Below are 23,738 nucleotides of genomic sequence, written 5' to 3' on the forward strand. Positions count from 1 at the left end.
TTACTACTTTATAACAAATCTTATGAAGAAAATATCAATATTTTTAACATTCTTTTTATTTGCTTTATTTTATTCTCAAGCAGATAAAAAAGACTCAATTAATGCTGATTTTACATATTTATTAAAGGCAAAAATATATAAATCGACTCCCAACTATATACACCAAGAATTTTTTTCATTACAAGTTTTAAACGATCGAGCATTTTTTGTTAGTGAGAAAGCTTTAAAATTCGACTCTATATTTCAAAGTGAATTTCAAAAAGCTGCCGTGAGTGGTTCTACAAATATAAATTTTAGCGGAAAATCTTTTCCAAAGACAAAATTCCCATACACAATAATACAAACCAATAAAAATATTCAATATTTTGAAAAAGTTGGTATGGCATTACTATCTTATAAAGAATCTACAATAAATAATTGGAATCTTATTAATGAATCAAAAATAATAAATTCATTTAACTGCAAAAAAGCTGAAGTCAGTTATAAAGGAAGAAACTGGATAGCGTGGTACTCTACGGATATTCCTCTTACCTATGGTCCATATAAATTTACTGGATTACCGGGATTAATCATCAAAATATCAGATCAAAATGGAGATTATGATTTTGAACTTGTAAAATCTGTATCAAGTGGAAAATTAAAAGGCAGAGTTACAACAATTAGTAAGCGTAGATATGAGAATGCTAAGGAAACCTCTATAGTGGACTTACAGGAAGCAAAAAAGAATTTCACTAATAACATGATTGGAACACTTGAAAGTATGGAAACAACTATAGCACCTGAACAAAGAGAAAACTTACGACAAATACAAAAACAAAAGCAACAAAATATGAATGATGAAAATTCTATTGAACAAGTTAAATAGTTGAAAAGACATAATGTAATATTGCAAAAGTGATATTTAATTAGAAACATTCGCAAAAAAACGAAACAGACAAACATATACTACACTTTCAGACCCACGCTAAAATACCAATTCATTAGTTTTGGCACAGTGGGATGTAAAGCGCTTTGATAAAACATTGAACCTGTTTATATGTTACTATAAATCACAAATTTGATTATTATGTTATATGCTATTCTTAGAATATTCTTTGAGATCATCAATTTCTTATAGAGATATTGCAAAGGATCTAACTTACATTTGAAAGAAGTTTGACAGTCTTCAACTTCTCTTATTTTAAACCTAATTTCAGTAAAAAATTAAGACTAAGGAGACCTTTCCATCAATAAGAGAAAATTTGCATATAATCCAGCACTCTTTTTATTTATCCGAAAGACTTTATTAAAAAACCTCTTCTAACTGATTAAAGATCCTGGTCTTTAAAGAATCCGGTATGTGAGCCCTCTTATATTTTGTAAAAACAGAAACTCTACTTGATCTATATTTATTAATTCTGAGTGATATTAATCCAAAATTGATAAATTTCGACATACTTCACTTGTAAGAAAAAAAAGGCAGATGCATATTTGTCTCAGGTAAAAACACAGATATTTTATTTTTGTATGTGTACAGTACAAAATGTAAGTATAAAAGCTGATCAGCAAAAAACCATGTCAGGTTTTGTATGACAAAAGAAAATTATTAAATTTAAATAATCAAAAAATGAAAAAAGTGTTATTTATTGCTGCCATTGGTGTAGCAGGCTTAGTGAGTGCTAAAGGAAATGTAGAAAAAGTAAGTTCTAAAGCAAAAAAAATTACAGATGTAAAGAAGTCGAAGAAAAAACGTGAAGTGCAATGTGCAACTTTTCAAGCAAGCTGTACATCTGCCTATACTTGTCAGGATTGGACTGCTGATCAATGGATACACTGGGGACAACAAATTCAAAATAATTATTGTCAGTTATAACTTACTGAGTATTGTAAATTAATTAGAGCCTGCAACTGAACTAAGGAGCAAGCCTTAATTAATTTTATTAATCAAAAATAATAAAGAAATCGTCCAAAGAATAATTTTGTTTGGACGATTTATCGTTTTTAAAGAAACCACTATGAATTTTACAAAAAAGCAAATTTTAACAATTATATTGTTATTCTTTTTCTCTGTATCATTTTCTCAAACGGCTACGGGTGATTCGTTACGAGGCGAATTTACTTATTTACTTCAATACAAGCCGAATACCCTAAACAATGATTATAAACAGAAGGAAATTTTTTCATTGCAGATAAGTGATAAACGTTCTTTCTTTATTAGTGAAAATAGATTGAAATTTGATTCCATTTTTATGGAGCAATACAACAATAGAAAGGGTGACAGTTTTAATATTGATATGAGAGGTTTGCCATCATCAAAATTTAATTTTTTAATTATCCAAACAAGTGATAACTCACAATTTTATGAATCAGTTGGTATGACTCTTCTATCGTATAATAGTCCTGTAATTAATAATTGGAAACTGATTAATGAAACAAAAGTAATTAACTCAATTGCTTGTAAAAAAGCAGAGGTACATTATAAAGGAAGAGAATGGACAGCCTGGTACTCAACTGATATTCCTTTTCCCTATGGCCCCTATAAATTTAGTGGTCTTCCTGGGTTAATTGTGAAAATAACTGATAAAACAGGAGATTATGATTTTGAATTGGTAAAATCAATATCAAGTTCTAATTTGAGAGGAAAAGTAGTAACAGTAAATAAGGCGCGATACCGCAATCCTAAGTTAGTTACAAAAAATGAATTGACCCAGGCTGCAATAAGTTCTAGACAAAATGCTAAATATGAATTAGAAAAAATGGGCACCGTATTTTCACAAGAACCCAAAAGGCAAACCACAAATGTAACAGAAAAAAAAGGATATAATCCTATTGAATTAGAGGATTAGATATATTGAAAAAAATTAAAGGATAGTAAAATACAACGACTATTTTCAATTTTTTTTTTGTAAGATAAAATACTTCATAAACAAATCCGTCCAAAAAATGAGACGGATTTGTTTTTATTGTAGTCTAAGAGCAAATTAATCAATCACAAGAATTTATAATTTGGAAATGAATTTCTTAATATAACAACAATTTCTCCAGTTAAAAATGATTAACAAAGATGAATTTTAAAGATGCTTAAAATATATTAAAGCACATATGGCCGCTTGCCATCGATTAACATCCATAACCTAGGATAACATAGATTGCTTTTTTCTTTTTTTGGCATATCTTTTAAAATCAAAATCATCCTTCCTAAATCTAAAATCTAACATCACATACATATAAAGGAAAATGATGATTAAGAAGATACTATTCTGAATTATATAATTACACATCATTTAACTCAATCATTTTTATAGATTTTTGTTTGTTATAAAGCAGATAATTTTAACCTGCCCTTCAGTAGTGTTCGAATATTTCACCCAATAAAACAAAAAACCACTCACATTACTGTAAGTGGCTTTTATATGTGGTCCCACCTGGGCTCGAACCAGGGACCACCTGATTATGAGTCAGGTGCTCTAACCAACTGAGCTATAGGACCTCAAAACTTGGTTAAATTTTGTGCTTGCAAAAATAGTAAAATTTCTTTCACTACAAAACTTTTTATTACTTTTCTTGACAAAGTTCTACCAATACTCCATTGGTGGATTTGGGATGAAGGAATACAACTAATTTGTTATCAGCACCTTCTTTCGGCTCTTCGGAGATAAATTGGAAACCTTCTTTTTTTAACCTTTTTACTTCCTCAAGGATATTTTCAACGCCAAAAGCCAGATGATGGATGCCTTCGCCCTTTTTATCAATGAATTTTGAGATCGGACTTTCAGGATTACTGGCTTCAAGAAGCTCTATTTTGCTTTCTCCGGTTTCATAAAAAGAAGTAACCACGCCTTCCCTTTCTACACTTTCCTTTTTATAAGAAGGCTTTCCTAAAAGTTTTTCAAAAAGGTCATCGGAAATACCGAGAGATTTTACGGCAATGCCGATATGTTCTAACTTCATAAGTAAAATACTATAATTAAATCGTAAATTTGATATACCCATTAAATTTCAAATGAGCAATTCAAACAAAAGTAGTAAATTTGCATAAATTATGGAAAGTAACAGACAAAGAAAAGTAGCACAGATTATACAGGAAGATTTCGCAGAATTGTTCCGCAAACAGGCTGCAGATAGCAAACAGAACTTTTTAGTTTCTGTTTCTGATGTTAAAGTAACTGCAGATTTAGGAATCGCAAAAATTTACTTAAGCATCTTTCCTCAGGAATACCGTCCTAATATTATGAAGGAGATCGAGGAAAACAAAACCCAATACAGAAATTTCATTGGCCAGAAAATGGCTAAGCAGGTTCGTATTATCCCACAGCTTAATTTTTACCTTGACACATCTCTTGATGATGTTGAAAAACTGGAAAAAGAGTTAAGAGGTGAAGGTGACAATCCTGTATTATAGATTTTGAAAAACATTGCATTTTATATCGCTTCCCGATACCTTTTATCAAAAAAAGGGAGCACTGCCGTTACCTTTATTACATGGTTATCTGTAGGAGCTATGATGGTGGCTGTGACTGCAATGTTTGTCATTATTTCTGTTTTCTCAGGGCTGGAAGATCTTAATAAAGATCTTATCTCTAATCTTCATGCCGATCTTACAATAAAAAGTTCGTCAGGAAAAACATTAAAGAATTTAAATAAAATTGAAGGGGTTCTTAAAAACAATAAAGAAATTCTCAGTTTTTCAAGAGTTATTGAAGAGAAAGTATATATCAATTACAATGGCAAAGGCGATATTGCCTATCTGAGAGGTGTTGATTCTGCCTATACCATCGTAAATCCAATTAATAAAGATGTTTTTTACGGAAGCTATCCAAGTTTCGACTACTCAAACGAGGTCTTAATGGAAAATTCCTTAGATAACAGATTATCGATTCCGGTTGCTTCTTCAAAAGATTATGCCACTATCTTTATGCCTAAACCCGGCTTGGGGATCATTAATAAAGAAGAAGATATTTATAATAAAAGAGATATTCTTGTCACCGGTATTTTTCCTGGAAAAGATCAGTTAGACAGTTATATCATCTCTCCTATTGAACTTACAGAACAGCTACTGAGTCTTCCAAAAAACTCTGCCTACCAAATTGTAGTCAAATTAAAGAATTCAGAAAATGCTGATCAGATCAAAGCTAAACTTCTTACCACGATTGGCAAAACTATTGACATCAAAACCAAAGAAGAAGAAAATGCTGCTTTCTGGAAAATGATCAACACAGAAAAGCTTTTCATCTATTTGATTTTTGCGTTGGTCATATTTATTACCACCTTTAATCTTGCTGGTGCAATTATTATCCTGCAGCTTGACAAAAAAGAACAGGCAAGATCATTGATCTCTTTAGGATTTCCATTAAGCCATTTAAGAAGAATCTACTTCTATACAGGGCTTCTTATTGTGGTTTCAGGAATTATTTCAGGACTTATTATGGGAACCGTATTGTGTTATTTCCAATTGTTCACCGAATTCTTTAAAGCCAACGAAACCCTTCCATTCCCGGTAAAAATCGTAGGTAAAAATTATCTCATCGTAGCCGTTACAGCATCCCTTTTCGGGTTCCTAATTTCATGGGTATTTTCAAAAATAAGCAAGGAGTATATTACTAAAAGTTAATACACGTAAGATTCATTTTTCTGTACCTTTGGCGTCCAATTTTTATACAATGAAACGAATTTTATTCTCTTTTTTATTGGTATTTGCATGTATTAATGCATTTGCTCAAATACCAGCAGGATACTACGATGGCACTACCGGACTGACCGGAGCCGCTCTAAAATCAAAATTGAAAGAAATTATCACCAATGGACATGAAGATCATGGATATGGCGGATTATGGACAGGTTATCAAACCACAGACCGTGATCAATTTTATGAAGGTGACGGAACTATTTTAGACATTTATTCCGAAAACCCAACTGGTGCAGATCATTACAATTTTACGTATGGAACCAATCAATGTGGAACATATACTAATGAAGGAGATTGCTACAACAGAGAACACATTGTGCCTCAAAGTCTTTTCAATGAAGCTTTTCCAATGAAATCTGATATCAACTTCATTCGCGCTACCGATGGTAAAGTAAATGGAATGAGATCCAATTATCCTTTTGGAACAGTAGGAACAACATCTTACACTTCTTTAAATGGCTCTAAGCTAGGAACTTCTGTTTCTCAGGGATACTCAGGAATCGTTTTCGAACCTATTGATGCTTTTAAGGGAGATGTTGCCAGAATGATTCTTTATTTTGTAACAAGATATGAAACTCAGCTATCTGGTTTTAGCAGCGGAAATATGCTTGGTGGTTCTGCTTTCCCTGGGCTTCAGGCTTGGGAACTGAATCAATTATTAACCTGGAATATCCAGGATCCTGTGTCTCCAACAGAAGTTTCAAGAAACAATGCAGCTTATGTTTATCAGAAAAACAGAAATCCATATATTGATCACCCTGAATATGTTGCCTTAATCTGGGGAGCTCCAGTAGTGGATAACCAAGCTCCAACAGCAGCTACAAACCTTGTCGCCAGCAATCCGACATCCAATTCAGTTTCTTTAAGCTGGACTGCTGCTACTGATAATATGGGAGTGACAGGATATGACATCTATGCTAACAACACTTTAAAAACAACTGTTTCTGGAACTACAACTGTTGTTTCAGGATTATTATCTTCTACAGCCTATAGCTTCTATGTGATCGCAAGAGATGCTGGAGGTAATTCTTCGCCACAAAGTAATGTTGCTACAGAAACTACATTACCTGGGCAAACCGGTGGCACAAGCTGTGGAACAGAAACATTTGATACAATTCCAACAGCTACTCCTAGCTCATACGTTAATAGAACATGGACTAATAATGGTATTACATGGGATGCAACATTCGCAAGAACAGATGAAACCATTAATGGAAAATCAATTACGATCCGTAATGGAACACTAACGAGTTCTACAATTTCAGGAGGGGTTCAAAGTTTAACATTAACCACACAATTGAAATATAGTGGAACAGCAGGAACAGTGAGTGTTGAAGTTAACGGAAATATTGTAGGTACAATACCATACAGTGCAACAGCTACAACAACAACCATTAACAATATTAACGTTACCGGAAATGCAGTGATTAAAATTATCACTACATCATCCAGCAGTAATAGGATTGCAATGGATGATCTTAGCTGGACATGTACTTCAACTTTAGGAACGACAGACGCTACGAAAAGCCAATCTTCTTTTGTTGTTTACCCTAACCCGGTTAAGAACAATGAACTTTATGTAAAGGGTGATCACCTGAGCAAAATTTCTAAAGCAGAGATCTATGACCTGTCAGGAAAATTAATAGAAGTGATTGTAAATCCATTCAAAAACTCTAATAAAATCCAATTAAAAGGTTTGGCTAAAGGAAATTACATCCTTAAAACAGACCATACTTCTACAAAATTCATTGTAGAATAATCATAAAAATATTTTAATCATTAAAGACCGATTTATTCGGTCTTTTTTTTATTTTTGATAGATGGATTCCAATAAAAAATTAGGCTTGATAGGAAGAAATATTTCTTATTCTTTTTCTAAAAAATACTTCGAAAATAAATTCCAAAAACTGATACTCAAAGGGTTTTCTTATGATATTTTTGATCTTAAGGAAATCGATGAAGTAGAAGATTTATTCTCAACACCCGGGCTCTTAGGTTTTAATGTAACAATTCCCTATAAAGAAAAGATCATTGACTATCTGGATGAGTTAAGTGAAGAAGCAGAAAAAATTGGGGCTGTGAACTGTGTATTAATTCAAAATGGAAAGAAAAAAGGTTATAATACAGATGCCGTTGGATTTGAAAAAACATTACTTCTTCATAAAAAGCCACATCACAACTCAGCATTAATTCTTGGAAACGGAGGTGCTGCAAAAGCAGTAAAATATGCATTAGATAAAAATGGGATTTCCTCAGAAATTGTTTCAAGGAATTCTATATTAAATTTTGATAATCTTAGCGCAGAGACCGTTCAGAATCACAAGCTGATTATTCAGACTACTCCGGTGGGAACCTTTCCTAATACCAAAGATTGTTTAAAATTTCCTTTTGAAGGATTGTCTAAAGAACACCTAATCATCGATTTAATATATAATCCCAATTACACCCAGTTCATTATTAACGCTTCGGAAAAAGGAGCAAAAACAGTGAACGGATATTACATGCTTGAGCAGCAAGCAGAAAAAGCTTGGGAAATTTGGAATTTTCAAAAAAAATAACATAAATTAGTGCATTAATTGGCTTTTTAGCTACATACAACAGATATTAAACGCCACTCACATAAAAGATTTGCTATGACAACAGAAGATAATTTTTCTGAAAACGAAGAAAATAAGAATTCTACAGAAGTATCACAAGAAGAGACCTCAGAAAACACTGTGCCTCAGGAGGAAATTCAGCACGATGATGCTGAACATCTGGAAGAGCATGCTGATGCTGATATTTCTTTAGCCGATGCATTGAAAGAAATGGAAAAAATCATCAACTCAGCTAACGCTGGTGAAGATGTTAAAAAATTCAATCAATTAAAAGAAAAAGCAAGTCATTACATCCATGATGAAGTGGAAGACAAAAAGCATGAATATGTAGAAGCAGGGAATGCTGCAGAGAATTTCAGCTACGAGCATCCTTCACAATCAAAACTTTCTGCTTTAGTAAGTATTTTCAGAGAAAAACATGACAACTTCCAGAAAGGTCAGGAAGAAGAGCAGAAGAAAAACCTTGATCACCGTCAGGGTATTATCGAAAGACTTAAAAATCTTTATACCAATTCAGAGCCCAATACCAACTTGTTTAAATCTATCCGCGAAATCAAAGAAGATTGGTCAAACGCCGGGCAGGTGGCAAAATCTGAATTTAAAATTCTCAACAATAATTACTTCCACCATTTGAATCAGTTTTATCAAATGCTGGATTTAAATAAAGAATTCCTGGAGCAGGAATATGGTCATAACCTTGAAAAAAGACAACATATCATTGCCCGTGCTAAGGAACTTGAAAATGAACCTGTCATTCAAAAAGCATTAAATGAACTACAGTATCTTCATAAACTTTGGAAAGAAGAGGCAGAACCTGTAGCTGAAGAATTCCGTGAAAAAACATGGGAAGAATTTAAAGAGATTTCAAACAAAATTCACGAAAGAAAATCTGAACTTTCGGCAGCGATAGAATCTGAACAAAATGACAACCTTGAAAAGAAAAACAAGGTTATTGCTGAGATTAAAAAATTATCTGAGCCTGCTGAAACGCCAAATCATAACTACTGGCAAAATGCAATAAAAAGAGTTGAAGATCTTCGTTCTGAATTTTTAAAGACAGGAAGCGTTCCAAGAAAGCTATCCAACCAAAACTGGAATGAGTTCAAGACTATTTTAAGAAGCTTCAATACAACAAAGAACAATTATTATAAATCATTAAAAGGCTCCCAGCAAACGAATCTTGATGAAAAATTAAAATTGATCAAGACCGCTCAGGACAATATGAATAATGAAGAATGGGATATCTCTGTTCCATTGTTTAAAAAGCTTCAGGAAGACTGGAAAAAAATTGGTCACGTTCCTAAAAGCATGACCAATAAAATTTGGGATGAATTCCGTGATGCTTGTAATACTTTCTTCAATAATTACAGAGAGAAGAGTAATGCTTCTACTGATAACTGGAAGGAAAACCACAAACAGAAAAAAGAACTTCTTGAGGAATTGAAAACCATTTCTAACGACGAAGGAAGTATCGAAAAGATCGAAGCTATAAAAACAGCGTGGAATAATATTGGAAAGGTACCTAGAGATAAGATCGGCATCAATTCTGAGTTCAATAAAACTTTAAGAGAAAAGTTAAAACTTAATAAGATCAATGAACTTGAGTTGAAAGAAGAAGGTCTTTCTGAAAATCAATTGACAGATAAGGCTAGAAAAATGAAGAGCCAGATCTCTGACCTGGAGTCTGAAATTGTAAAATTAGAAAACAATTTAGCATTCTTCAACAAGCCGTCAAGAGACAATCCTTTATTAGCAGATACTTTCAACACAATCGACGAAAAGAAAGCTCATCTGGAAACTTTAAAACAAAATCTTCACAATATTATTGTTGGAGACTAATTGATAAAAAAAAACAATAAAAAGGCGAAGCAAAGAAATTTGTCTTCGCTTTTTTTAATACTATGCAGGACGAATTATATATAAAAAGATGCATTGAACTGGCTCAAAAGGCTTTGGGAAAAACGTACCCTAACCCATTGGTAGGAAGTGTTATTGTGCATAATGGTGAAGTTATCGGAGAAGGCTACCATCATAAAGCCGGAGAACCTCATGCTGAGATCAATGCCATCAATTCTGTAGTCAATAAAGATCTTATCCCTGAATCTACAATTTATGTTTCTCTTGAGCCCTGTGCACATTACGGAAAAACTCCTCCTTGTGCTTTAAAAATTAAAGAACTGGGATTCAAAAAAGTCGTTATTGGTGCGATGGACTCTCATGATAAGGTGAATGGAAAAGGAAAAAAAATCATTCAGGATGCAGGAATAGAAGTAATTTCGGGAGTTCTAGAGAAAGAATGTATCGAACTTAACAAGAGGTTTTTCACTTATCATGAAAAGAAAAGACCCTATATTATTTTAAAATGGGCCGAATCTGCTGATGGGTTTTTGGATAAAGATTTCAAACCCACTTCTATTTCAAATTCGCTAGTCAATCAATTTGTCCATCAGTTACGGGGAGAAGAGCACGCCATTCTCGTGGGAACTCAAACTGCATTAAATGACAATCCTGGTTTAACTGTAAGAAATGTTGAAGGAATAAATCCTGTAAGAATCTTAATCGACTTTGATTTAAAAGTTCCCGGTGACTTTAAGATCTTCAACAATGAAGCGAAGACTCTTGTTTTTAATTCTATTAGAGAAGGATCTGAGAACAATATCCATTGGATCAAAATTGGAAAGGAGAATTTTCTTTCAGATCTAATGAATGCTTTGTATAAAGAGCAAATCCAGTCAGTTATTATTGAAGGCGGCCGGTTTACTTTACAGCAATTCATTGATTCCGATCTTTGGGATGAAGCAATGGTTATTAAGAATGATAATTTAAAACTTGAAAATGGAACAAGGGCTCCTGAATTAAATCCAAAACCTATTAAAATACAAACAGTAAGAGATAACACTTTGTCTTTTTATTTGTCTAATAGTCATTAATTCTTTTTATAATAATCACAGTTATTTGAAATAATATGATTAATTTGGTTCAAACTAAACTATACATATTATGAAAAATTTGAAAAAAATGTCCAGGGTCAATTTAAAAACCATTACCGGTGGAGTTTTTGTAACATGCACTTTACCTAACGGGGATCTTACAAGCTGCAGAGACAACTGTCCGACAGATTTCTGTGGGCCAACAAGTTATAAATGCCTTCTCCCTTTGGACTATTGTGGATAATAATCCAACTTATATCGAATAATTCATTAGTTTCAACTAAACATTTTATTATTATGAAAAATCTAAAAAAAATCACAAGACAGAATTTAAGAAAAGTATCCGGAGGAATGAGACCACCGTTATGTTGTACTACTTATCCGCCATCTTTACAAATGCAATGTTGTAATAATTCTCAGGATATGAGCTGCCCGCCAGCTTGGGTTGAAGGAAGTTTTCCTGAAGCGTGCTAACAACATTAAAAATGATATTTGATTATAAGAGCGGAAACGCTCTTTTTTTTATGTAAAATCTTAATTTTGTAAATCCTAAACGATACCAGGTAAATGCACGAATACAAAACGATAGAAAAACCCATCGAAAATACTTTAATAAAAGAAAAAGGAAGCAAATTCATTGGATTTGCTTATCCCGTACATAATGACAATGAACTTAAGGATGCTTTAGAAAAAGTAAGAACAAAACACCCGAAAGCAACTCATCACTGCTATGCTTTCAGAATGGGTTTAAATGGTGAAAATTATCGTGCTAATGATGATGGTGAGCCATCCGGAAGTGCAGGGCTACCAATTTACAATCAGTTACTAGCTCATGAAATTACCAATGTATTGGTGATTGTGGTTCGCTATTATGGTGGAACAAAATTGGGTGTTTCAGGATTGGTAAAAGCTTATAAGGAATCTGCAAAATTCACTTTAGAAGAAACTAACATTATTACCAGAGAACTAGAAACAGAAATTGAAATTCACTTTAATTTTAATCAGCAGAATACGATTTTTACCTTACTATCGAAGTTTGATGCTAAAGTTTTAAATTTTGATGCTAACGAAAATTGTATTCTTACCGCTTCTTTAAAAACAGCTCAAAAAGAAAACATCTCAGATAAATTATCTGAGATGCAGTATATTTCTTTTGAATTCAAAGATTAATTTCGTCTTCCCCCCATCAATAAAGAAACCCAATACAGAAGTTGTACCAAAGATCCAATAGCAGCCACGACATAAGTTCTTGCTGCCCACTTTAAACTATCCTGTACTCCCACATATTCTTCAGCAGTAACTGTTCCGGTATCTTTCAACCATTTCATCGCTCTGTTACTTGCATCATATTCTACAGGAAGAGTTATAAACGCGAAAAGAGTGGTAACGGCAAATAACGCAACACCAATTGCTAATACAGTGGCATTCCCATTTGGATTTTCAATAGTCCTGCTTGCAAACATAACAGCAATACCTGCCATAATTACGAATTGCATCAAATTAGAACTTATATTAACAATAGGTACCAATTTTGATCTTAGCTGAAGCATAGAATAACCCACTGCATGCTGTACAGCATGTCCACATTCATGTGCCGCTACTGCGGCGGCAGCTGCATTCCTCTGCATGTACACCCCTTCTGAAAGGTTAACTGTTTTATCCCCTGGATTATAGTGATCTGTTAACTGTCCGGGAACTGAAATTACCTGAACATCGTTAATTCCGTTATCTCTTAACATTTTTTCAGCCACTTCCTTTCCAGAAAGGCCATTTCGAAGGTGTACATTGGAATAGTATTCAAATTTAGATTTCAATTTTGATGAAACATACCAGCTCACCAGCATTGTAATCCCAATAATTACATAATAACCAATCATTTTTTATAAAATTTTATAGATATTTTTAACCTGTAAGATGTAAAAACTGTGCCAAAGTATTACATTTTATTATTTATCTTTGTCTTTTAATTACCCTACACAACTATGTCAAAAGTTTCAATTCTAGAAGTAAAAACCCAGAACGAATTAAAACAATTTGTAAAATTTCCAATGGATCTTTATAAAAACAATCCATATTATGTTCCTTCGTTTATAAAAGACGAAATGAAGATTTGGGATGCAAAGGAAAATCCGGCATTAAATTATTCAGAGTCTAAACAATACCTTGCCTACAAAGACAACAAAGTGGTTGGAAGGATTGCGGTAATTATCAATCATAAAGAGGAAAAAGAATTAGGGATCAAGAAAGTCCGTTTCGGTTGGATCGACTTTATTGACGATAAAGAAGTTTCTGAAGCATTAATTCAAAAAGCAAAAGATTACGCTAAAGAGCATAATACTAATATGATCGAAGGACCAATGGGTTTTACAAATCTCGACAAAGCAGGAATGCTGACAATGGGGTTTGACAAATTGGCAACAATGATCGGAATCTACAACCACGAATATTATCCAAAGCACCTTGAAGATCTTGGCCTAACTAAGGAAAAGGAATGGGTAGAATATGAAATGAATTTCCCAAAGATCTTACCTGAAAAAGTAGAAAAATTCAGTGGATTAATTGCTCAGAAGTATAAGCTTAAAGTTCTTAACTTCAAATCAAAAGAGGAAATTCTACCTTTTGTTGAACCGATGTTCAAACTATTAGATGAAACCTATAAACACCTTTCTACTTATACACCGATTTCAGATGAACAGATAAAAACGTACAGGGAAAAATACTTTCCTTTTATTGATAAAAACTATGTGATTTGCGTAGTTGATGAAAATGAGCAATTGGTTTCTTTTGCTATTACAATGCCTTCGTATTCAAAGGCTTTACAAAAAGCAAAAGGTAAATTATTTCCTTTTGGATGGTGGCATTTCTTACAAGCCAGCAAGAAGAATGACCGTGCGAATTTCTATCTTATTGGAATTCATCCGGAATACCAGAGAAGAGGAGTTACAGCGATTATTTTTAAAGAAATTTTTGTGAGATTTACCAGTATGGGAATCGATTTTGCTGAAACAAATCCTGAATTGGAAGAAAACAAAAGTGTACAGGTTCTTTGGCAGGATTATAATCCAACGAACCATAAGAGAAGAAGAACGTATTCGATGATCATAAACGAAAACTAAAGTTTCGGGATTTGTGTTACAAGATTTGAGTAAAAGACGTAAGAACATACTGACAATCTCAATTTTCTACTTCCTCCAACTTGAACTACACATACCGTACCTTGTAAGTCCAAACAGCAATTCAACTCCAAACCTACAACTCTCGTCCCATGAAACCACATCTTATCGTCTTTGCAATCCTCATCGCCGGATTTATCATTTACAATTTCTTTTTTCAAAATGGAGACGATAAAACGAACACGGTAATTAACATTGCTTATGCCAGTATTCTTTTTGGCTATATTTCATTCATGGCCTATTCTCTTCTGAAAAAAATGAAGAAATAAATACCCCTTACAGACTATTTTTCGTTTGTTAAAAATATTTTTTTATTTTTACAATACACTAATACACTGTATACCATGAACTTAATATTAAAAACAGTTTTTTTTGGCCTATTTTTTATTTCTATAAAATTATGTTCACAGGAATTTTACGTAAGCTCTACTTTAAACATGTCCAGTACTGTAAACAAAGTATACAAACTTAATGTTTCAAATGCAAGCCAAATAGAAGAAACTTTCTGTGTGCCTACAAACCCTGTGAACGAAGTTTATACGGATATTGCTATAGACGTTTCCAACAATCTATATTATGTAACTACTTCGGGATCATTATACAGGAAAAACAGCTCCAATGCCACATGTGAATTTCTTGGGGATTTCACTCCTTCGCCTGGTGCAATTAGGGCTTTAATTTCTGATTCCGGCCCCTACTTATATGCCGTAGGAGCCCCATCCAAGCTTTACAGATATGAAATTAGCACTGGTACATTTTCGTATATGGGCGATTTGCCTTCCGGACAGTATGTAGCAGGAGATCTCTTTTTTTATAATAGGAGGCTCTTCGTAACTACTTTAACGGGTATACTTGAAATCAATATGAATACACCTTCCGCAAGCTGCCCATTCATCAATTTCGGAGCATTATCAAACTTCTTCTCAGCCTTTTCAATTAATCATGGAAGCTACTCCAAGGTTTATGTTATAGCTTCTACAGGATGGAATTCTACCCTACATGAGCTGGATATGATTAATAAACAAGTTGGGCCACCAATCAGAACGTATGGTTATCAGATTAACGGTGCAGCAACGTACTATGACTTAACCGATGTGAAATCCACATGTACTCCTATTTTAGGCGTTCAAGAGACGAGTACCGCAGGTATTTATTTCGACGTGATTAATCCAACAAAAAGCAGCATTATCTATAACACCAACCTTGAACGCCAGCAAATCATCTCAATACAGCTGTTTGACAATTCTGGAAGACTTATTAAAGATTTTTCAAATCAAAACAACATAGAAAAACTGGATGTATCAAATATCGCTGATGGACAATATCTTTTGACGGTTGCTACTAAAAAAGGAGAAAAATACACAAAAAAGATAATCATCACTCCCTAATTTTTATTCATTCTAAATTACCAGTTTTCCTTATTTTAACTCCACATTTAAGGTTATTAATTTCATGCTTTCTTGTTTATTCGCTAAATTTGCAAATTGAGATAATAATGCAAAAATGAATTTACCTGAAAGTTATATTCCAATCCTTATTCAAGCCGGCGTTGCAATTGGTTTTGTAGCTGTTTCGTTACTTGGAGCGCATTTCTTAGGACCTCGTCAGAAGAAAGGAAATTCTGTGAAAAATCAAAGTTGGGAATGTGGTATTCCGGTAGAAGGAAATGCCAGGACCCCTTTTTCCATCAAATATTTCCTTACTGCGGTATTGTTCGTCCTATTCGATATCGAAATTGTATTTTTTTATCCATATGCTGTTAACTTCAGAGAATTCGGATTTGAAGGATTCCTTGCGGTTCTAACATTCGTTGCTATTTTCTTCGTAGGATTTATCTATGTATGGAAACGTGGAGCCCTTGATTGGGATAAATAAAGTAAAATTATGAATGATGAATTTTGAATCCAGAATTTAAAATTCAAAATCTAAAATCAAAGACAATGTCAGATCAAAAACCAATAATAAGAACAGATGCACCGGCTCCGGAAGGATTTGAAGGAGAAGGTTTTTTCGCAACGAAATTGAGCAGTGTAATCGGGATGGCAAGAAAGTTCTCTCTTTGGCCGTTACCGTTTGCAACCTCTTGTTGTGGTATCGAATTTATGGCTACCCTAAACCCAACATATGACGCATCAAGGTTTGGAATGGAAAGAAACTCTTTCTCACCAAGACAGGCAGATATGTTGATGGTTTGTGGAACTATATCTAAGAAATTAGGCCCAGTCCTAAAAGAAGTATACACTCAGATGGCAGAGCCAAAATGGGTGGTTGCAGTAGGAGCTTGCGCTTCTAGTGGTGGTATTTTTGACACCTATTCTGTTTTACAGGGAATTGATAAAATTATTCCGGTAGACGTCTATGTTCCTGGATGCCCGCCAAGACCAGAGCAGATCATAGAAGGCGTAATGCAGGTTCAGGCTCTTGCCGAAAGCGAAAGCATCAGAAGGAGAGATATGCCTGAGTACCAGAATTTATTAGATTCTTACAACATAAGCAACTAAGCGGAGATGACGAACGAATTTGTATTAGAAGCAATAACAAGAGAATTTCCGGAAACTGTAATTTCAAGTTCAGAACCTTACGGAATGCTGACCATCGAAGTTAAAAAAGATGATATCAAAAAGGTGGTTCATTATCTTAAAGATTCTTCTTTAGAAATCAATTTCCTTACAGATATCTGTGGAATCCATTATCCTGAATTCCCTGAAAAAGAAATCGGAGTGGTTTATCATTTACACAACATGATGACCAATTTCAGAATCCGTCTTAAAGTATTCATGTCGAGAGAAAATATCGAAGTAGATTCTCTTACAGAACTATATGCCGGAGCTAACTGGATGGAGAGAGAAACTTTTGATTTCTTTGGAATTAAATTTAAGGGACATCCTGATCTAAGAGCTATTTTAAATATGGAAGATCTTGGATATCACCCAATGTTGAAGGAATATCGTCTTGAAGATGGTACCAGAACTGACAAGAACGATAGCATGTTCGGAAGATAGAATAAAAATATAATGATTACTGATGATTGATTACTGATCAATTATCGCCTATCAATTATCAATTATATATTATGAAAGATAACTCATTATCTAATATACTTAACCAATACGAAAGTAAGGAGCAAATTGACGGTCAGTTATATACCCTCAATTTAGGTCCGACCCACCCTGCTACTCATGGGATCTTTCAAAACGTCTTAACCATGGATGGAGAAAGAATTCTTCATGCTGAGCAAACCGTAGGATATATTCACAGGGCATTTGAAAAGATTTCTGAAAGAAGAAATTTCACCCAGATCACTACCCTTACGGATCGTATGAATTATTGTTCTGCACCTATTAACAATTTAGGTTGGCATATGACTGTTGAGAAACTGATAGGAATTGAAGTTCCTAAGCGTGTTGACTACATTCGTGTTATCCTTATGGAGCTGGCAAGAATTGGAGATCACTTGATCTGTAATGGAGTAACAGGTATGGATGCTGGAGCAATTACGGGACTTACCTATATGTTCATTGAAAGAGAACGTATCTATGATATTTATGAGCAGATCTGCGGAGCAAGGATGACAACCAATATGGGAAGAATCGGTGGTTTCGAAAGAGATTTGACGCCAAAATGTCATGAATTAATTAAAGATTTCTTAAAAACTTTCCCTAAAAAGTTTGCTGAATTCGGTCAGCTTTTGGAAAGAAACAGAATCTTTATGGACAGAACCATTGGAGCAGGAGCTATTTCTGCGGAAAGAGCTTTAAGTTATAGTTTTACAGGTCCTAACTTACGTGCAGCAGGTGTAGATTATGATGTAAGAGTTGCGCAACCCTATTCGTCTTACCAGGATTTCGATTTTATTATTCCTGTAGGAACTGCAGGTGATACTTATGATCGCTTTATGGTTCGTCAACAGGAAATATGGGAATCTCTTAAAATCATCGAACAAGCATATAACAATCTTCCTGAGGGTGATTTCCATGCTGATGTTCCTGATTTTTATCTTCCTGAGAAAGCTGATGTTTATAATAAGATGGAAGCTTTGATTTACCATTTCAAAATTGTAATGGGAGAAACTGAAATTCCTAAAGGTGAGGTTTACCATGCTGTAGAAGGCGGAAATGGAGAATTAGGATTCTATTTAGTGAGTGATGGTGGAAGAACGCCTTACAGGTTGCACTTCAGAAGACCATGTTTTATCTACTACCAGGCGTATCCTGAGATGATTACAGGTTCTGTGATCTCTGACGCGATCGTAACAATGTGTAGTATGAATATTATTGCAGGAGAATTAGACGCATAAAATAAGATGTAAGACATCAGATATCAGATGTCAGACTCTTAGCGCTATAGATAAATTAAAATCTGATGTCTGAAATCTGACATCTGAAATCTTAGATAAAATGAGCGAAACAATAGCTTTTAAACCGGAAAGTTTAGAACAAGTACATAAAATTATCGCGAGATATCCTGAAGGAAGACAAAAGTCTGCTCTTCTTCCTGTTCTGCATTTAGCACAGAAAGAATTCGGAGGATGGCTGGATGTTCCAGTAATGGATTATGTTGCAGAATTATTGAGTATTCAGCCAATTGAAGTATATGAAGTAGCTACTTTTTATACGATGTTCAATATGAAGCCAGTTGGTAAATATGTTTTGGAGGTATGCAGAACGGGACCTTGTATGGTTTGCGGAAGCGAAAAAATCCTAGACCATATCAGAACTAAACTGAATATTAAGGATGGACAAACTACTGAAGACGGTATGTTCACATTAAAACCCGCTGAATGTCTTGGTGCGTGTGGCTATGCGCCGATGATGCAGTTGGGAAAATTCTTTCATGAAAATTTAACGATAGAAAAAGTAGACGAAATCCTTGATCTTTGCAGAGAGGGACAAGTTGCTTTGGATTAATTAAAATATACAATGAGTAAAAAACTTTTACTTAAAGACGCACATATAGAAGGTATTCGCTATTTCGAGACTTACCGTAAACAGGGAGGTTATGAAGCAGCAGAAAAAGCCTTGAAGATGACACCCGATGAGATTTTAGAAGAAGTAAAAACTTCAGGACTTCGTGGTCGTGGTGGTGCAGGGTTTCCTACAGGTATGAAATGGAGCTTTCTGGCAAAACCGGAAGGTGTTCCAAGACACCTGGTAGTAAATGCAGATGAATCTGAACCAGGAACTTTTAAAGACAGATATTTAATGGAATTTCTTCCTCATTTATTGATCGAAGGAATGCTTATTTCATCTTTCTGTTTAGGCTCTAATGTTTCTTATATCTACATCCGTGGAGAATATTCATGGATTCCGGATATTTTAGAAGAAGCTATTGAAGAAGCTAAAGCCGCTGGGTTTTTAGGTAAGAATATTCTTGGAACCGGTTTCGATTGTGAAATTTATGTTCAAAGAGGTGGTGGAGCTTATATTTGTGGTGAAGAAACCGCATTGCTTGAATCTCTTGAAGGTAAAAGAGGAAATCCAAGATTAAAACCGCCATTCCCTGCTGTAAAAGGACTTTGGGAAAGACCAACAGTGGTAAATAACGTTGAATCTATCGCAGCAGTAGTTCCAATCATTAATATTACAGGAGCTGAATTTGCAAAAATTGGAGTTGGAAGATCTACAGGGACAAAGTTGATTTCTGCATGCGGAAATATCAACAAACCTGGAGTATATGAAATTGATATGACGATTACCGTTGAAGAATTCATTTATTCAGATGAATATTGCGGTGGTATTCCAAACGGAAAGAAATTAAAAGCCTGTATTCCAGGTGGAAGTTCTGTTCCAATCGTTCCTGCAAATCTATTATTAAGAACAGTAAACGGAGAACCAAGATACATGAACTATGAATCATTAGCAGATGGTGGCTTTGCTACCGGAACAATGATGGGTTCAGGAGGTTTCATAGTTTTAGACGAAGATCAGTGTATCGTAGAACATACCATGACTTTAGCGAGATTCTATAATCACGAAAGTTGCGGACAGTGTACACCTTGTCGTGAAGGAACGGGATGGATGTATAAAATTTTAAAGAAGATTGAAAACGGACAAGGAAAAATGGAAGACATTGATTTACTTTGGGACATCCAGAGAAAAATTGAAGGAAACACGATCTGTCCTTTAGGTGATGCAGCGGCTTGGCCTGTTGCAGCAGCCATACGCCACTTCAGAGATGAATTTGAATGGCACATAAAAAATCCTGAGTTATGTTTAACTCAAAATTATGGATTGGCTAATTATGCAGATCCTATTCCTGCTGTTGAAAATAATGCGTAATTACAATGAAAAAGTTATTAGTTGTTAGTTTGGTTATCTCAAATCTTGTGTTTGCACAGAAAACTAAAAATGACTCTTTAGAATATCAATCCGATTATTTACCTACCGTAGGTCCGGCATCTATTAAGAAGAAAGAAAAACCTTTACCTTTAAGCAAAAAAGGTCAGATGTTCATTTTTTATGGTTGGAACAGGGGCGCTTTTAGTAATTCTGACATCCATTTCACAGGAAACGGTTATGATTTTCAGTTGAATAATGTAGCTGCCAGAGATAAACAGACAAAGTTCGGAATCGTTTATTTTGATCCAAGCTGGTTTACAGTAACACAGTATAACTTCAGACTCGGATATTTTATAAAAGATAACCTTGCTATTGTTTTAGGGATCGATCATATGAAGTATGTAATGAAACAAAATCAAACGGTTGATTTTTCAGGAACAATTTCAGATCCTAAATATGCAGGAATGGTACATAATGGACAGGTAGATTTATCTGATACGCAGTTTCTTACTTTCGAGCATACAGATGGACTTAATTATGAAAATTTAGGTATTGAGAAATACAAAAATCTTATTCATAAAAAAAATATAGATTTAGTGTGGTCTTATGGAGCAGGAATCGGAGTAATGTTTCCTAAAAGTAACATAAAGCTTTTTGGAAATGAAAGAAGTGACCGATTTCATGTTGCCGGTATGGGGACCGATCTTAGATCCAGCCTTAACTTAGTTTTCTGGAAAAACTGGATGATTAGGGCAGAAGCTAAAGCTGGATATATCAATATGTGGGATATTAAAACCACATTGAATAATAAACCGGATAAAGCCAGACAGGATTTTGTTTTCGGGCAGGTTCTTGCAGGGATCGGGTATACATTTAACACGAAGAAGTATAATTAAAATATAGCTTAACGCCTTAAAAGCATAAGCGAAAGCATAGAATATGAGCGAAGAGGTTAAAAAATTCAAAATAACTATAGACGGACAGACTGCTGAAGTTTTGCCTGGGACTTCTATTTTGGAAGCTGCCAGACAAATTGGTGGAAAATCTGTACCTCCTGCAATGTGCTACTATAGCAAATTGGAAACCAGTGGAGGGAGATGTAGAACTTGCTTAGTAGAAGTTTCTAAAGGATCTGAAGCGGATCCCCGTCCTATGCCAAAATTAGTGGCAAGTTGCAGAACTAATGTAATGGATGGGATGGAAGTAAAAAATCTTACTTCTGATAAAGCTCAGGAAGGTAGAAAGGCGGTTACCGAGTTTTTATTGGTAAACCACCCGCTAGACTGTCCAATTTGTGATCAGGCCGGAGAATGTCATCTTCAGGATCTTGGTTATGAACATGGTGTTGTAGGTACAAGAACCGAATTTGAAAGAAATACATACGAAGCAGATGACCTAGGTCCTAATATTAAGCTGAATATGAACCGTTGTATTCTTTGTGCAAGATGTGTACTCACGGCTAATCAACTTACCAACACAAGAGAACACGGTATTCTTTTCAGAGGAGATCATGCTGAAATTTCAACATATCTAAATAAAGCATTGGATAATGATTACATCGGAAACATTATTGATGTTTGTCCTGTAGGTGCTTTAACAGACAGAACAGCTCGTTTTGCAAGCAGAGTTTGGTTTACAAGTCCTATGAATGCAACATGTAAATGTGATAAGTGTTCAGGAAAAGCTGTTGTTTGGATGAAGGGAGATGAAGTGGTAAGAGTTACAGCAAGAAAAGACCAGTGGGGAGAAGTTGAAGAATTTATCTGTGATACTTGTCGTTTCGAAAGAAAAGAATTGAAAGACTGGAATATTGAAGGTCCTAGACATATCGACAGACATTCAGTGATTTCACTTAACCATTATGAGAAGCCTAAGGATGAGCTAAGAGTTTTAGACAATCCAATGGCAAAGGAAATCAGCGAAAAAGACGAAAAATAATTTTAATAAGATATCGGATTTCAGATATTAGACAGCAGACTTTCTCAACTCTAATAGCTAACTTTTCATATCTAACATCTAATAAAAAATGGATTTAATTACATTTAAATTGATACTTGTACTAGCGCTCTTCTTGCTTTCATTAACGATAGCAGCCTACTCTACCTGGGCAGAAAGAAAAGTTGCTTCTATCATGCAGGATAGAATTGGACCAAACAGAGCCGGTCCTTTCGGATTACTGCAACCTCTTGCTGACGGTGGAAAATTTTTCTTTAAAGAAGACTTTACACCTGCCAATGCTGAAAAGTTTCTTTTCGTATTAGGACCAGCATTAGTAATGTTCATTTCTTTGATCACAGGAGCAGTTATTCCTTGGGGTAAAAGCTTAAATATTGGCGGAATGTCTTATGATCTTCAGGTTGCCAATATTGACGTTGGGGTACTTTTCATTATTGGAATGGCTTCCATTGGTGTTTACGGAATCATGATCGGAGGTTGGGCTTCGAATAATAAATATTCATTATTAGGTGCTATCCGTGCTTCTTCACAGATGATCTCTTATGAATTAGCAATGGGATTGGCTTTACTTTCTATCATTATGATGACAGGAAGTTTAGATTTAAAAGTAATTACTGAAACACAGACTACAGGAAAACTGTGGGGGCTTATTCATATTGATGGGATGAACTGGAATATTTTCTATCAGCCTTTAGCCTTCCTTATTTTCATGGTTGCTGCGTTAGCAGAAACAAACAGACACCCTTTCGATTTACCTGAATGTGAATCTGAATTGGTAACAGGATACTCTACGGAATATTCTTCAATGAAGTTGGGTTTATACATGTTTGGAGAATATGTAAACATGTTTATCTCAAATGCCTTTATGGTTGTTCTTTTCTTTGGAGGTTATAACTATCCGGGAATTGAGTGGGTAACGCAAAACTGGGGTGAAAATATTGCCGGAATCCTAAGTATTGTAGCATTTTTATCTAAAACGATAATTGGAATTCTGATCTTTATGTGGATCAGATGGACACTTCCAAGATTTAGATATGATCAATTAATGCATTTAGGTTGGAAAACATTAATTCCATTGGCAGTTTTAAACCTTGTTATTACCGGAGCTTTAATTTTAGCATTCGGACATTAGAATAGAT

At 34.5% G+C, this 23,738-nt stretch carries 26 protein-coding genes and 1 tRNA gene; 24 read left to right on the forward strand and 3 right to left on the reverse strand.

Annotated elements, in window-relative coordinates; genetic code table 11:
• Positions 1 to 22 precede the first annotated feature (22 nt).
• From AC3WRL_RS20295 to AC3WRL_RS20305, 3 genes are all read left to right on the forward strand, one after another.
• A complete protein-coding gene (locus AC3WRL_RS20295; RefSeq protein WP_261509791.1) occupies positions 23 to 865 on the forward strand; it encodes a GLPGLI family protein in 843 nt (280 codons plus the stop codon).
• Positions 866 to 1,606: 741 nt separating this feature from the next.
• On the forward strand, positions 1,607 to 1,852 hold the full coding sequence (locus AC3WRL_RS20300) for a hypothetical protein (protein ID WP_261509793.1): 246 nt from the start codon (positions 1,607 to 1,609) through the stop codon (positions 1,850 to 1,852).
• 142 nt (positions 1,853 to 1,994) lie between these two features.
• Positions 1,995 to 2,825: a GLPGLI family protein gene (locus AC3WRL_RS20305; protein WP_261509795.1), complete on the forward strand. Its 831-nt coding sequence runs from the start codon at positions 1,995 to 1,997 to the stop codon at positions 2,823 to 2,825.
• A gap of 570 nt (positions 2,826 to 3,395) precedes the next feature.
• On the opposite strand, the gene AC3WRL_RS20310 is transcribed toward AC3WRL_RS20305, so the two are convergent.
• Positions 3,396 to 3,469: transfer RNA gene (locus tag AC3WRL_RS20310), tRNA-Ile, on the reverse strand.
• A 65-nt stretch (positions 3,470 to 3,534) separates the two neighbouring features.
• A complete protein-coding gene (gene mce, locus AC3WRL_RS20315) occupies positions 3,535 to 3,930 on the reverse strand; it encodes a methylmalonyl-CoA epimerase (RefSeq protein WP_492331131.1) in 396 nt (131 codons plus the stop codon).
• A gap of 91 nt (positions 3,931 to 4,021) precedes the next feature.
• Between mce and rbfA the strand changes: the two genes are divergently transcribed.
• From rbfA to AC3WRL_RS20360, 9 genes are all read left to right on the forward strand, one after another.
• Complete coding sequence (rbfA, locus tag AC3WRL_RS20320; protein WP_214828523.1) at positions 4,022 to 4,381, forward strand: 30S ribosome-binding factor RbfA; 360 nt, start codon at positions 4,022 to 4,024, stop codon at positions 4,379 to 4,381.
• A 3-nt stretch (positions 4,382 to 4,384) separates the two neighbouring features.
• Entirely contained in the window at positions 4,385 to 5,590 is a 1,206-nt protein-coding gene (locus tag AC3WRL_RS20325; protein ID WP_492331132.1) for an ABC transporter permease, read from the forward strand.
• A 49-nt stretch (positions 5,591 to 5,639) separates the two neighbouring features.
• Positions 5,640 to 7,424, forward strand: a complete 1,785-nt coding sequence (locus tag AC3WRL_RS20330; protein ID WP_492331133.1) for an endonuclease — start codon at positions 5,640 to 5,642, stop codon at positions 7,422 to 7,424.
• A gap of 61 nt (positions 7,425 to 7,485) precedes the next feature.
• Positions 7,486 to 8,223 carry a shikimate dehydrogenase family protein gene (locus AC3WRL_RS20335; RefSeq protein ID WP_492331134.1) on the forward strand — a complete coding sequence of 246 codons (738 nt, stop codon included), beginning with the start codon at positions 7,486 to 7,488 and terminating at the stop codon, positions 8,221 to 8,223.
• Positions 8,224 to 8,298: 75 nt separating this feature from the next.
• Entirely contained in the window at positions 8,299 to 10,101 is a 1,803-nt protein-coding gene (locus AC3WRL_RS20340) for a DUF349 domain-containing protein (protein ID WP_214828485.1), read from the forward strand.
• Positions 10,102 to 10,163: 62 nt separating this feature from the next.
• Complete coding sequence (ribD, locus tag AC3WRL_RS20345) at positions 10,164 to 11,192, forward strand: bifunctional diaminohydroxyphosphoribosylaminopyrimidine deaminase/5-amino-6-(5-phosphoribosylamino)uracil reductase RibD (RefSeq protein ID WP_492331135.1); 1,029 nt, start codon at positions 10,164 to 10,166, stop codon at positions 11,190 to 11,192.
• 70 nt (positions 11,193 to 11,262) lie between these two features.
• Complete coding sequence (locus tag AC3WRL_RS20350; protein ID WP_261509802.1) at positions 11,263 to 11,436, forward strand: bacteriocin-like protein; 174 nt, start codon at positions 11,263 to 11,265, stop codon at positions 11,434 to 11,436.
• Positions 11,437 to 11,489: 53 nt separating this feature from the next.
• A complete protein-coding gene (locus AC3WRL_RS20355) occupies positions 11,490 to 11,666 on the forward strand; it encodes a bacteriocin-like protein (protein WP_214828479.1) in 177 nt (58 codons plus the stop codon).
• Between the two features lie 93 nt (positions 11,667 to 11,759).
• A complete protein-coding gene (locus tag AC3WRL_RS20360) occupies positions 11,760 to 12,362 on the forward strand; it encodes an IMPACT family protein (RefSeq protein ID WP_492331136.1) in 603 nt (200 codons plus the stop codon).
• Here the strand turns inward: AC3WRL_RS20360 and AC3WRL_RS20365 are convergent.
• On the reverse strand, positions 12,359 to 13,069 hold the full coding sequence (locus tag AC3WRL_RS20365; protein WP_214828473.1) for a zinc metallopeptidase: 711 nt from the start codon (positions 13,067 to 13,069) through the stop codon (positions 12,359 to 12,361). The genes AC3WRL_RS20360 and AC3WRL_RS20365 overlap by 4 nt on opposite strands.
• Before the next feature lie 105 nt (positions 13,070 to 13,174).
• On the opposite strand from AC3WRL_RS20365, the gene AC3WRL_RS20370 reads away from it, so the two are divergent.
• From AC3WRL_RS20370 to nuoH, 12 genes are all read left to right on the forward strand, one after another.
• Complete coding sequence (locus AC3WRL_RS20370) at positions 13,175 to 14,308, forward strand: GTP cyclohydrolase (protein ID WP_214828470.1); 1,134 nt, start codon at positions 13,175 to 13,177, stop codon at positions 14,306 to 14,308.
• A 149-nt stretch (positions 14,309 to 14,457) separates the two neighbouring features.
• A complete protein-coding gene (locus AC3WRL_RS20375) occupies positions 14,458 to 14,634 on the forward strand; it encodes a hypothetical protein (protein WP_214828467.1) in 177 nt (58 codons plus the stop codon).
• A gap of 168 nt (positions 14,635 to 14,802) precedes the next feature.
• A complete protein-coding gene (locus AC3WRL_RS20380; protein ID WP_492331137.1) occupies positions 14,803 to 15,753 on the forward strand; it encodes a T9SS type A sorting domain-containing protein in 951 nt (316 codons plus the stop codon).
• Between the two features lie 115 nt (positions 15,754 to 15,868).
• On the forward strand, positions 15,869 to 16,240 hold the full coding sequence (locus tag AC3WRL_RS20385) for an NADH-quinone oxidoreductase subunit A (protein ID WP_089029016.1): 372 nt from the start codon (positions 15,869 to 15,871) through the stop codon (positions 16,238 to 16,240).
• Between the two features lie 65 nt (positions 16,241 to 16,305).
• Positions 16,306 to 16,866 carry an NADH-quinone oxidoreductase subunit B gene (locus AC3WRL_RS20390; protein WP_214828460.1) on the forward strand — a complete coding sequence of 187 codons (561 nt, stop codon included), beginning with the start codon at positions 16,306 to 16,308 and terminating at the stop codon, positions 16,864 to 16,866.
• Positions 16,867 to 16,872: 6 nt separating this feature from the next.
• Positions 16,873 to 17,367: an NADH-quinone oxidoreductase subunit C gene (locus AC3WRL_RS20395; protein ID WP_214828447.1), complete on the forward strand. Its 495-nt coding sequence runs from the start codon at positions 16,873 to 16,875 to the stop codon at positions 17,365 to 17,367.
• Between the two features lie 71 nt (positions 17,368 to 17,438).
• Positions 17,439 to 18,662 (forward strand): NADH dehydrogenase (quinone) subunit D, encoded by a 1,224-nt coding sequence (gene nuoD, locus AC3WRL_RS20400; RefSeq protein WP_214828444.1) that lies wholly within the window; start codon positions 17,439 to 17,441, stop codon positions 18,660 to 18,662.
• A gap of 100 nt (positions 18,663 to 18,762) precedes the next feature.
• Positions 18,763 to 19,272: an NADH-quinone oxidoreductase subunit NuoE family protein gene (locus tag AC3WRL_RS20405; RefSeq protein ID WP_261509805.1), complete on the forward strand. Its 510-nt coding sequence runs from the start codon at positions 18,763 to 18,765 to the stop codon at positions 19,270 to 19,272.
• Between the two features lie 12 nt (positions 19,273 to 19,284).
• Positions 19,285 to 20,643 (forward strand): NADH-quinone oxidoreductase subunit NuoF, encoded by a 1,359-nt coding sequence (nuoF, locus tag AC3WRL_RS20410; RefSeq protein ID WP_214828426.1) that lies wholly within the window; start codon positions 19,285 to 19,287, stop codon positions 20,641 to 20,643.
• A gap of 5 nt (positions 20,644 to 20,648) precedes the next feature.
• Positions 20,649 to 21,539, forward strand: coding sequence for a hypothetical protein (locus AC3WRL_RS20415; protein ID WP_214828411.1), 891 nt, complete (start codon positions 20,649 to 20,651; stop codon positions 21,537 to 21,539).
• A gap of 43 nt (positions 21,540 to 21,582) precedes the next feature.
• Positions 21,583 to 22,581, forward strand: coding sequence for an NADH-quinone oxidoreductase subunit G (locus AC3WRL_RS20420; RefSeq protein ID WP_214828396.1), 999 nt, complete (start codon positions 21,583 to 21,585; stop codon positions 22,579 to 22,581).
• A gap of 88 nt (positions 22,582 to 22,669) precedes the next feature.
• Positions 22,670 to 23,731: an NADH-quinone oxidoreductase subunit NuoH gene (nuoH, locus tag AC3WRL_RS20425; protein WP_492331138.1), complete on the forward strand. Its 1,062-nt coding sequence runs from the start codon at positions 22,670 to 22,672 to the stop codon at positions 23,729 to 23,731.
• Positions 23,732 to 23,738: the final 7 nt, after the last annotated feature.

The organism is Chryseobacterium sp. FW101-FHT12H09, from assembly GCF_058790395.1.

What these genes read in the sequence shown, in the direction of transcription:
- AC3WRL_RS20295 (WP_261509791.1), top strand. Translation starts at nt 23, where the DNA reads ATGAAGAAAATATCAATATTTTTAACATTCTTTTTATTTGCTTTATTT.
- AC3WRL_RS20300 (WP_261509793.1), top strand. Translation starts at nt 1,607, where the DNA reads ATGAAAAAAGTGTTATTTATTGCTGCCATTGGTGTAGCAGGCTTAGTG.
- AC3WRL_RS20305 (WP_261509795.1), top strand. Translation starts at nt 1,995, where the DNA reads ATGAATTTTACAAAAAAGCAAATTTTAACAATTATATTGTTATTCTTT.
- mce (WP_492331131.1), bottom strand. Translation starts at nt 3,930, where the DNA reads ATGAAGTTAGAACATATCGGCATTGCCGTAAAATCTCTCGGTATTTCC.
- rbfA (WP_214828523.1), top strand. Translation starts at nt 4,022, where the DNA reads ATGGAAAGTAACAGACAAAGAAAAGTAGCACAGATTATACAGGAAGAT.
- AC3WRL_RS20330 (WP_492331133.1), top strand. Translation starts at nt 5,640, where the DNA reads ATGAAACGAATTTTATTCTCTTTTTTATTGGTATTTGCATGTATTAAT.
- AC3WRL_RS20335 (WP_492331134.1), top strand. Translation starts at nt 7,486, where the DNA reads ATGGATTCCAATAAAAAATTAGGCTTGATAGGAAGAAATATTTCTTAT.
- AC3WRL_RS20340 (WP_214828485.1), top strand. Translation starts at nt 8,299, where the DNA reads ATGACAACAGAAGATAATTTTTCTGAAAACGAAGAAAATAAGAATTCT.
- ribD (WP_492331135.1), top strand. Translation starts at nt 10,164, where the DNA reads ATGCAGGACGAATTATATATAAAAAGATGCATTGAACTGGCTCAAAAG.
- AC3WRL_RS20350 (WP_261509802.1), top strand. Translation starts at nt 11,263, where the DNA reads ATGAAAAATTTGAAAAAAATGTCCAGGGTCAATTTAAAAACCATTACC.
- AC3WRL_RS20355 (WP_214828479.1), top strand. Translation starts at nt 11,490, where the DNA reads ATGAAAAATCTAAAAAAAATCACAAGACAGAATTTAAGAAAAGTATCC.
- AC3WRL_RS20360 (WP_492331136.1), top strand. Translation starts at nt 11,760, where the DNA reads ATGCACGAATACAAAACGATAGAAAAACCCATCGAAAATACTTTAATA.
- AC3WRL_RS20365 (WP_214828473.1), bottom strand. Translation starts at nt 13,069, where the DNA reads ATGATTGGTTATTATGTAATTATTGGGATTACAATGCTGGTGAGCTGG.
- AC3WRL_RS20370 (WP_214828470.1), top strand. Translation starts at nt 13,175, where the DNA reads ATGTCAAAAGTTTCAATTCTAGAAGTAAAAACCCAGAACGAATTAAAA.
- AC3WRL_RS20375 (WP_214828467.1), top strand. Translation starts at nt 14,458, where the DNA reads ATGAAACCACATCTTATCGTCTTTGCAATCCTCATCGCCGGATTTATC.
- AC3WRL_RS20380 (WP_492331137.1), top strand. Translation starts at nt 14,803, where the DNA reads ATGTCCAGTACTGTAAACAAAGTATACAAACTTAATGTTTCAAATGCA.
- AC3WRL_RS20385 (WP_089029016.1), top strand. Translation starts at nt 15,869, where the DNA reads ATGAATTTACCTGAAAGTTATATTCCAATCCTTATTCAAGCCGGCGTT.
- AC3WRL_RS20390 (WP_214828460.1), top strand. Translation starts at nt 16,306, where the DNA reads ATGTCAGATCAAAAACCAATAATAAGAACAGATGCACCGGCTCCGGAA.
- AC3WRL_RS20395 (WP_214828447.1), top strand. Translation starts at nt 16,873, where the DNA reads ATGACGAACGAATTTGTATTAGAAGCAATAACAAGAGAATTTCCGGAA.
- nuoD (WP_214828444.1), top strand. Translation starts at nt 17,439, where the DNA reads ATGAAAGATAACTCATTATCTAATATACTTAACCAATACGAAAGTAAG.
- AC3WRL_RS20405 (WP_261509805.1), top strand. Translation starts at nt 18,763, where the DNA reads ATGAGCGAAACAATAGCTTTTAAACCGGAAAGTTTAGAACAAGTACAT.
- nuoF (WP_214828426.1), top strand. Translation starts at nt 19,285, where the DNA reads ATGAGTAAAAAACTTTTACTTAAAGACGCACATATAGAAGGTATTCGC.
- AC3WRL_RS20415 (WP_214828411.1), top strand. Translation starts at nt 20,649, where the DNA reads ATGAAAAAGTTATTAGTTGTTAGTTTGGTTATCTCAAATCTTGTGTTT.
- AC3WRL_RS20420 (WP_214828396.1), top strand. Translation starts at nt 21,583, where the DNA reads ATGAGCGAAGAGGTTAAAAAATTCAAAATAACTATAGACGGACAGACT.
- nuoH (WP_492331138.1), top strand. Translation starts at nt 22,670, where the DNA reads ATGGATTTAATTACATTTAAATTGATACTTGTACTAGCGCTCTTCTTG.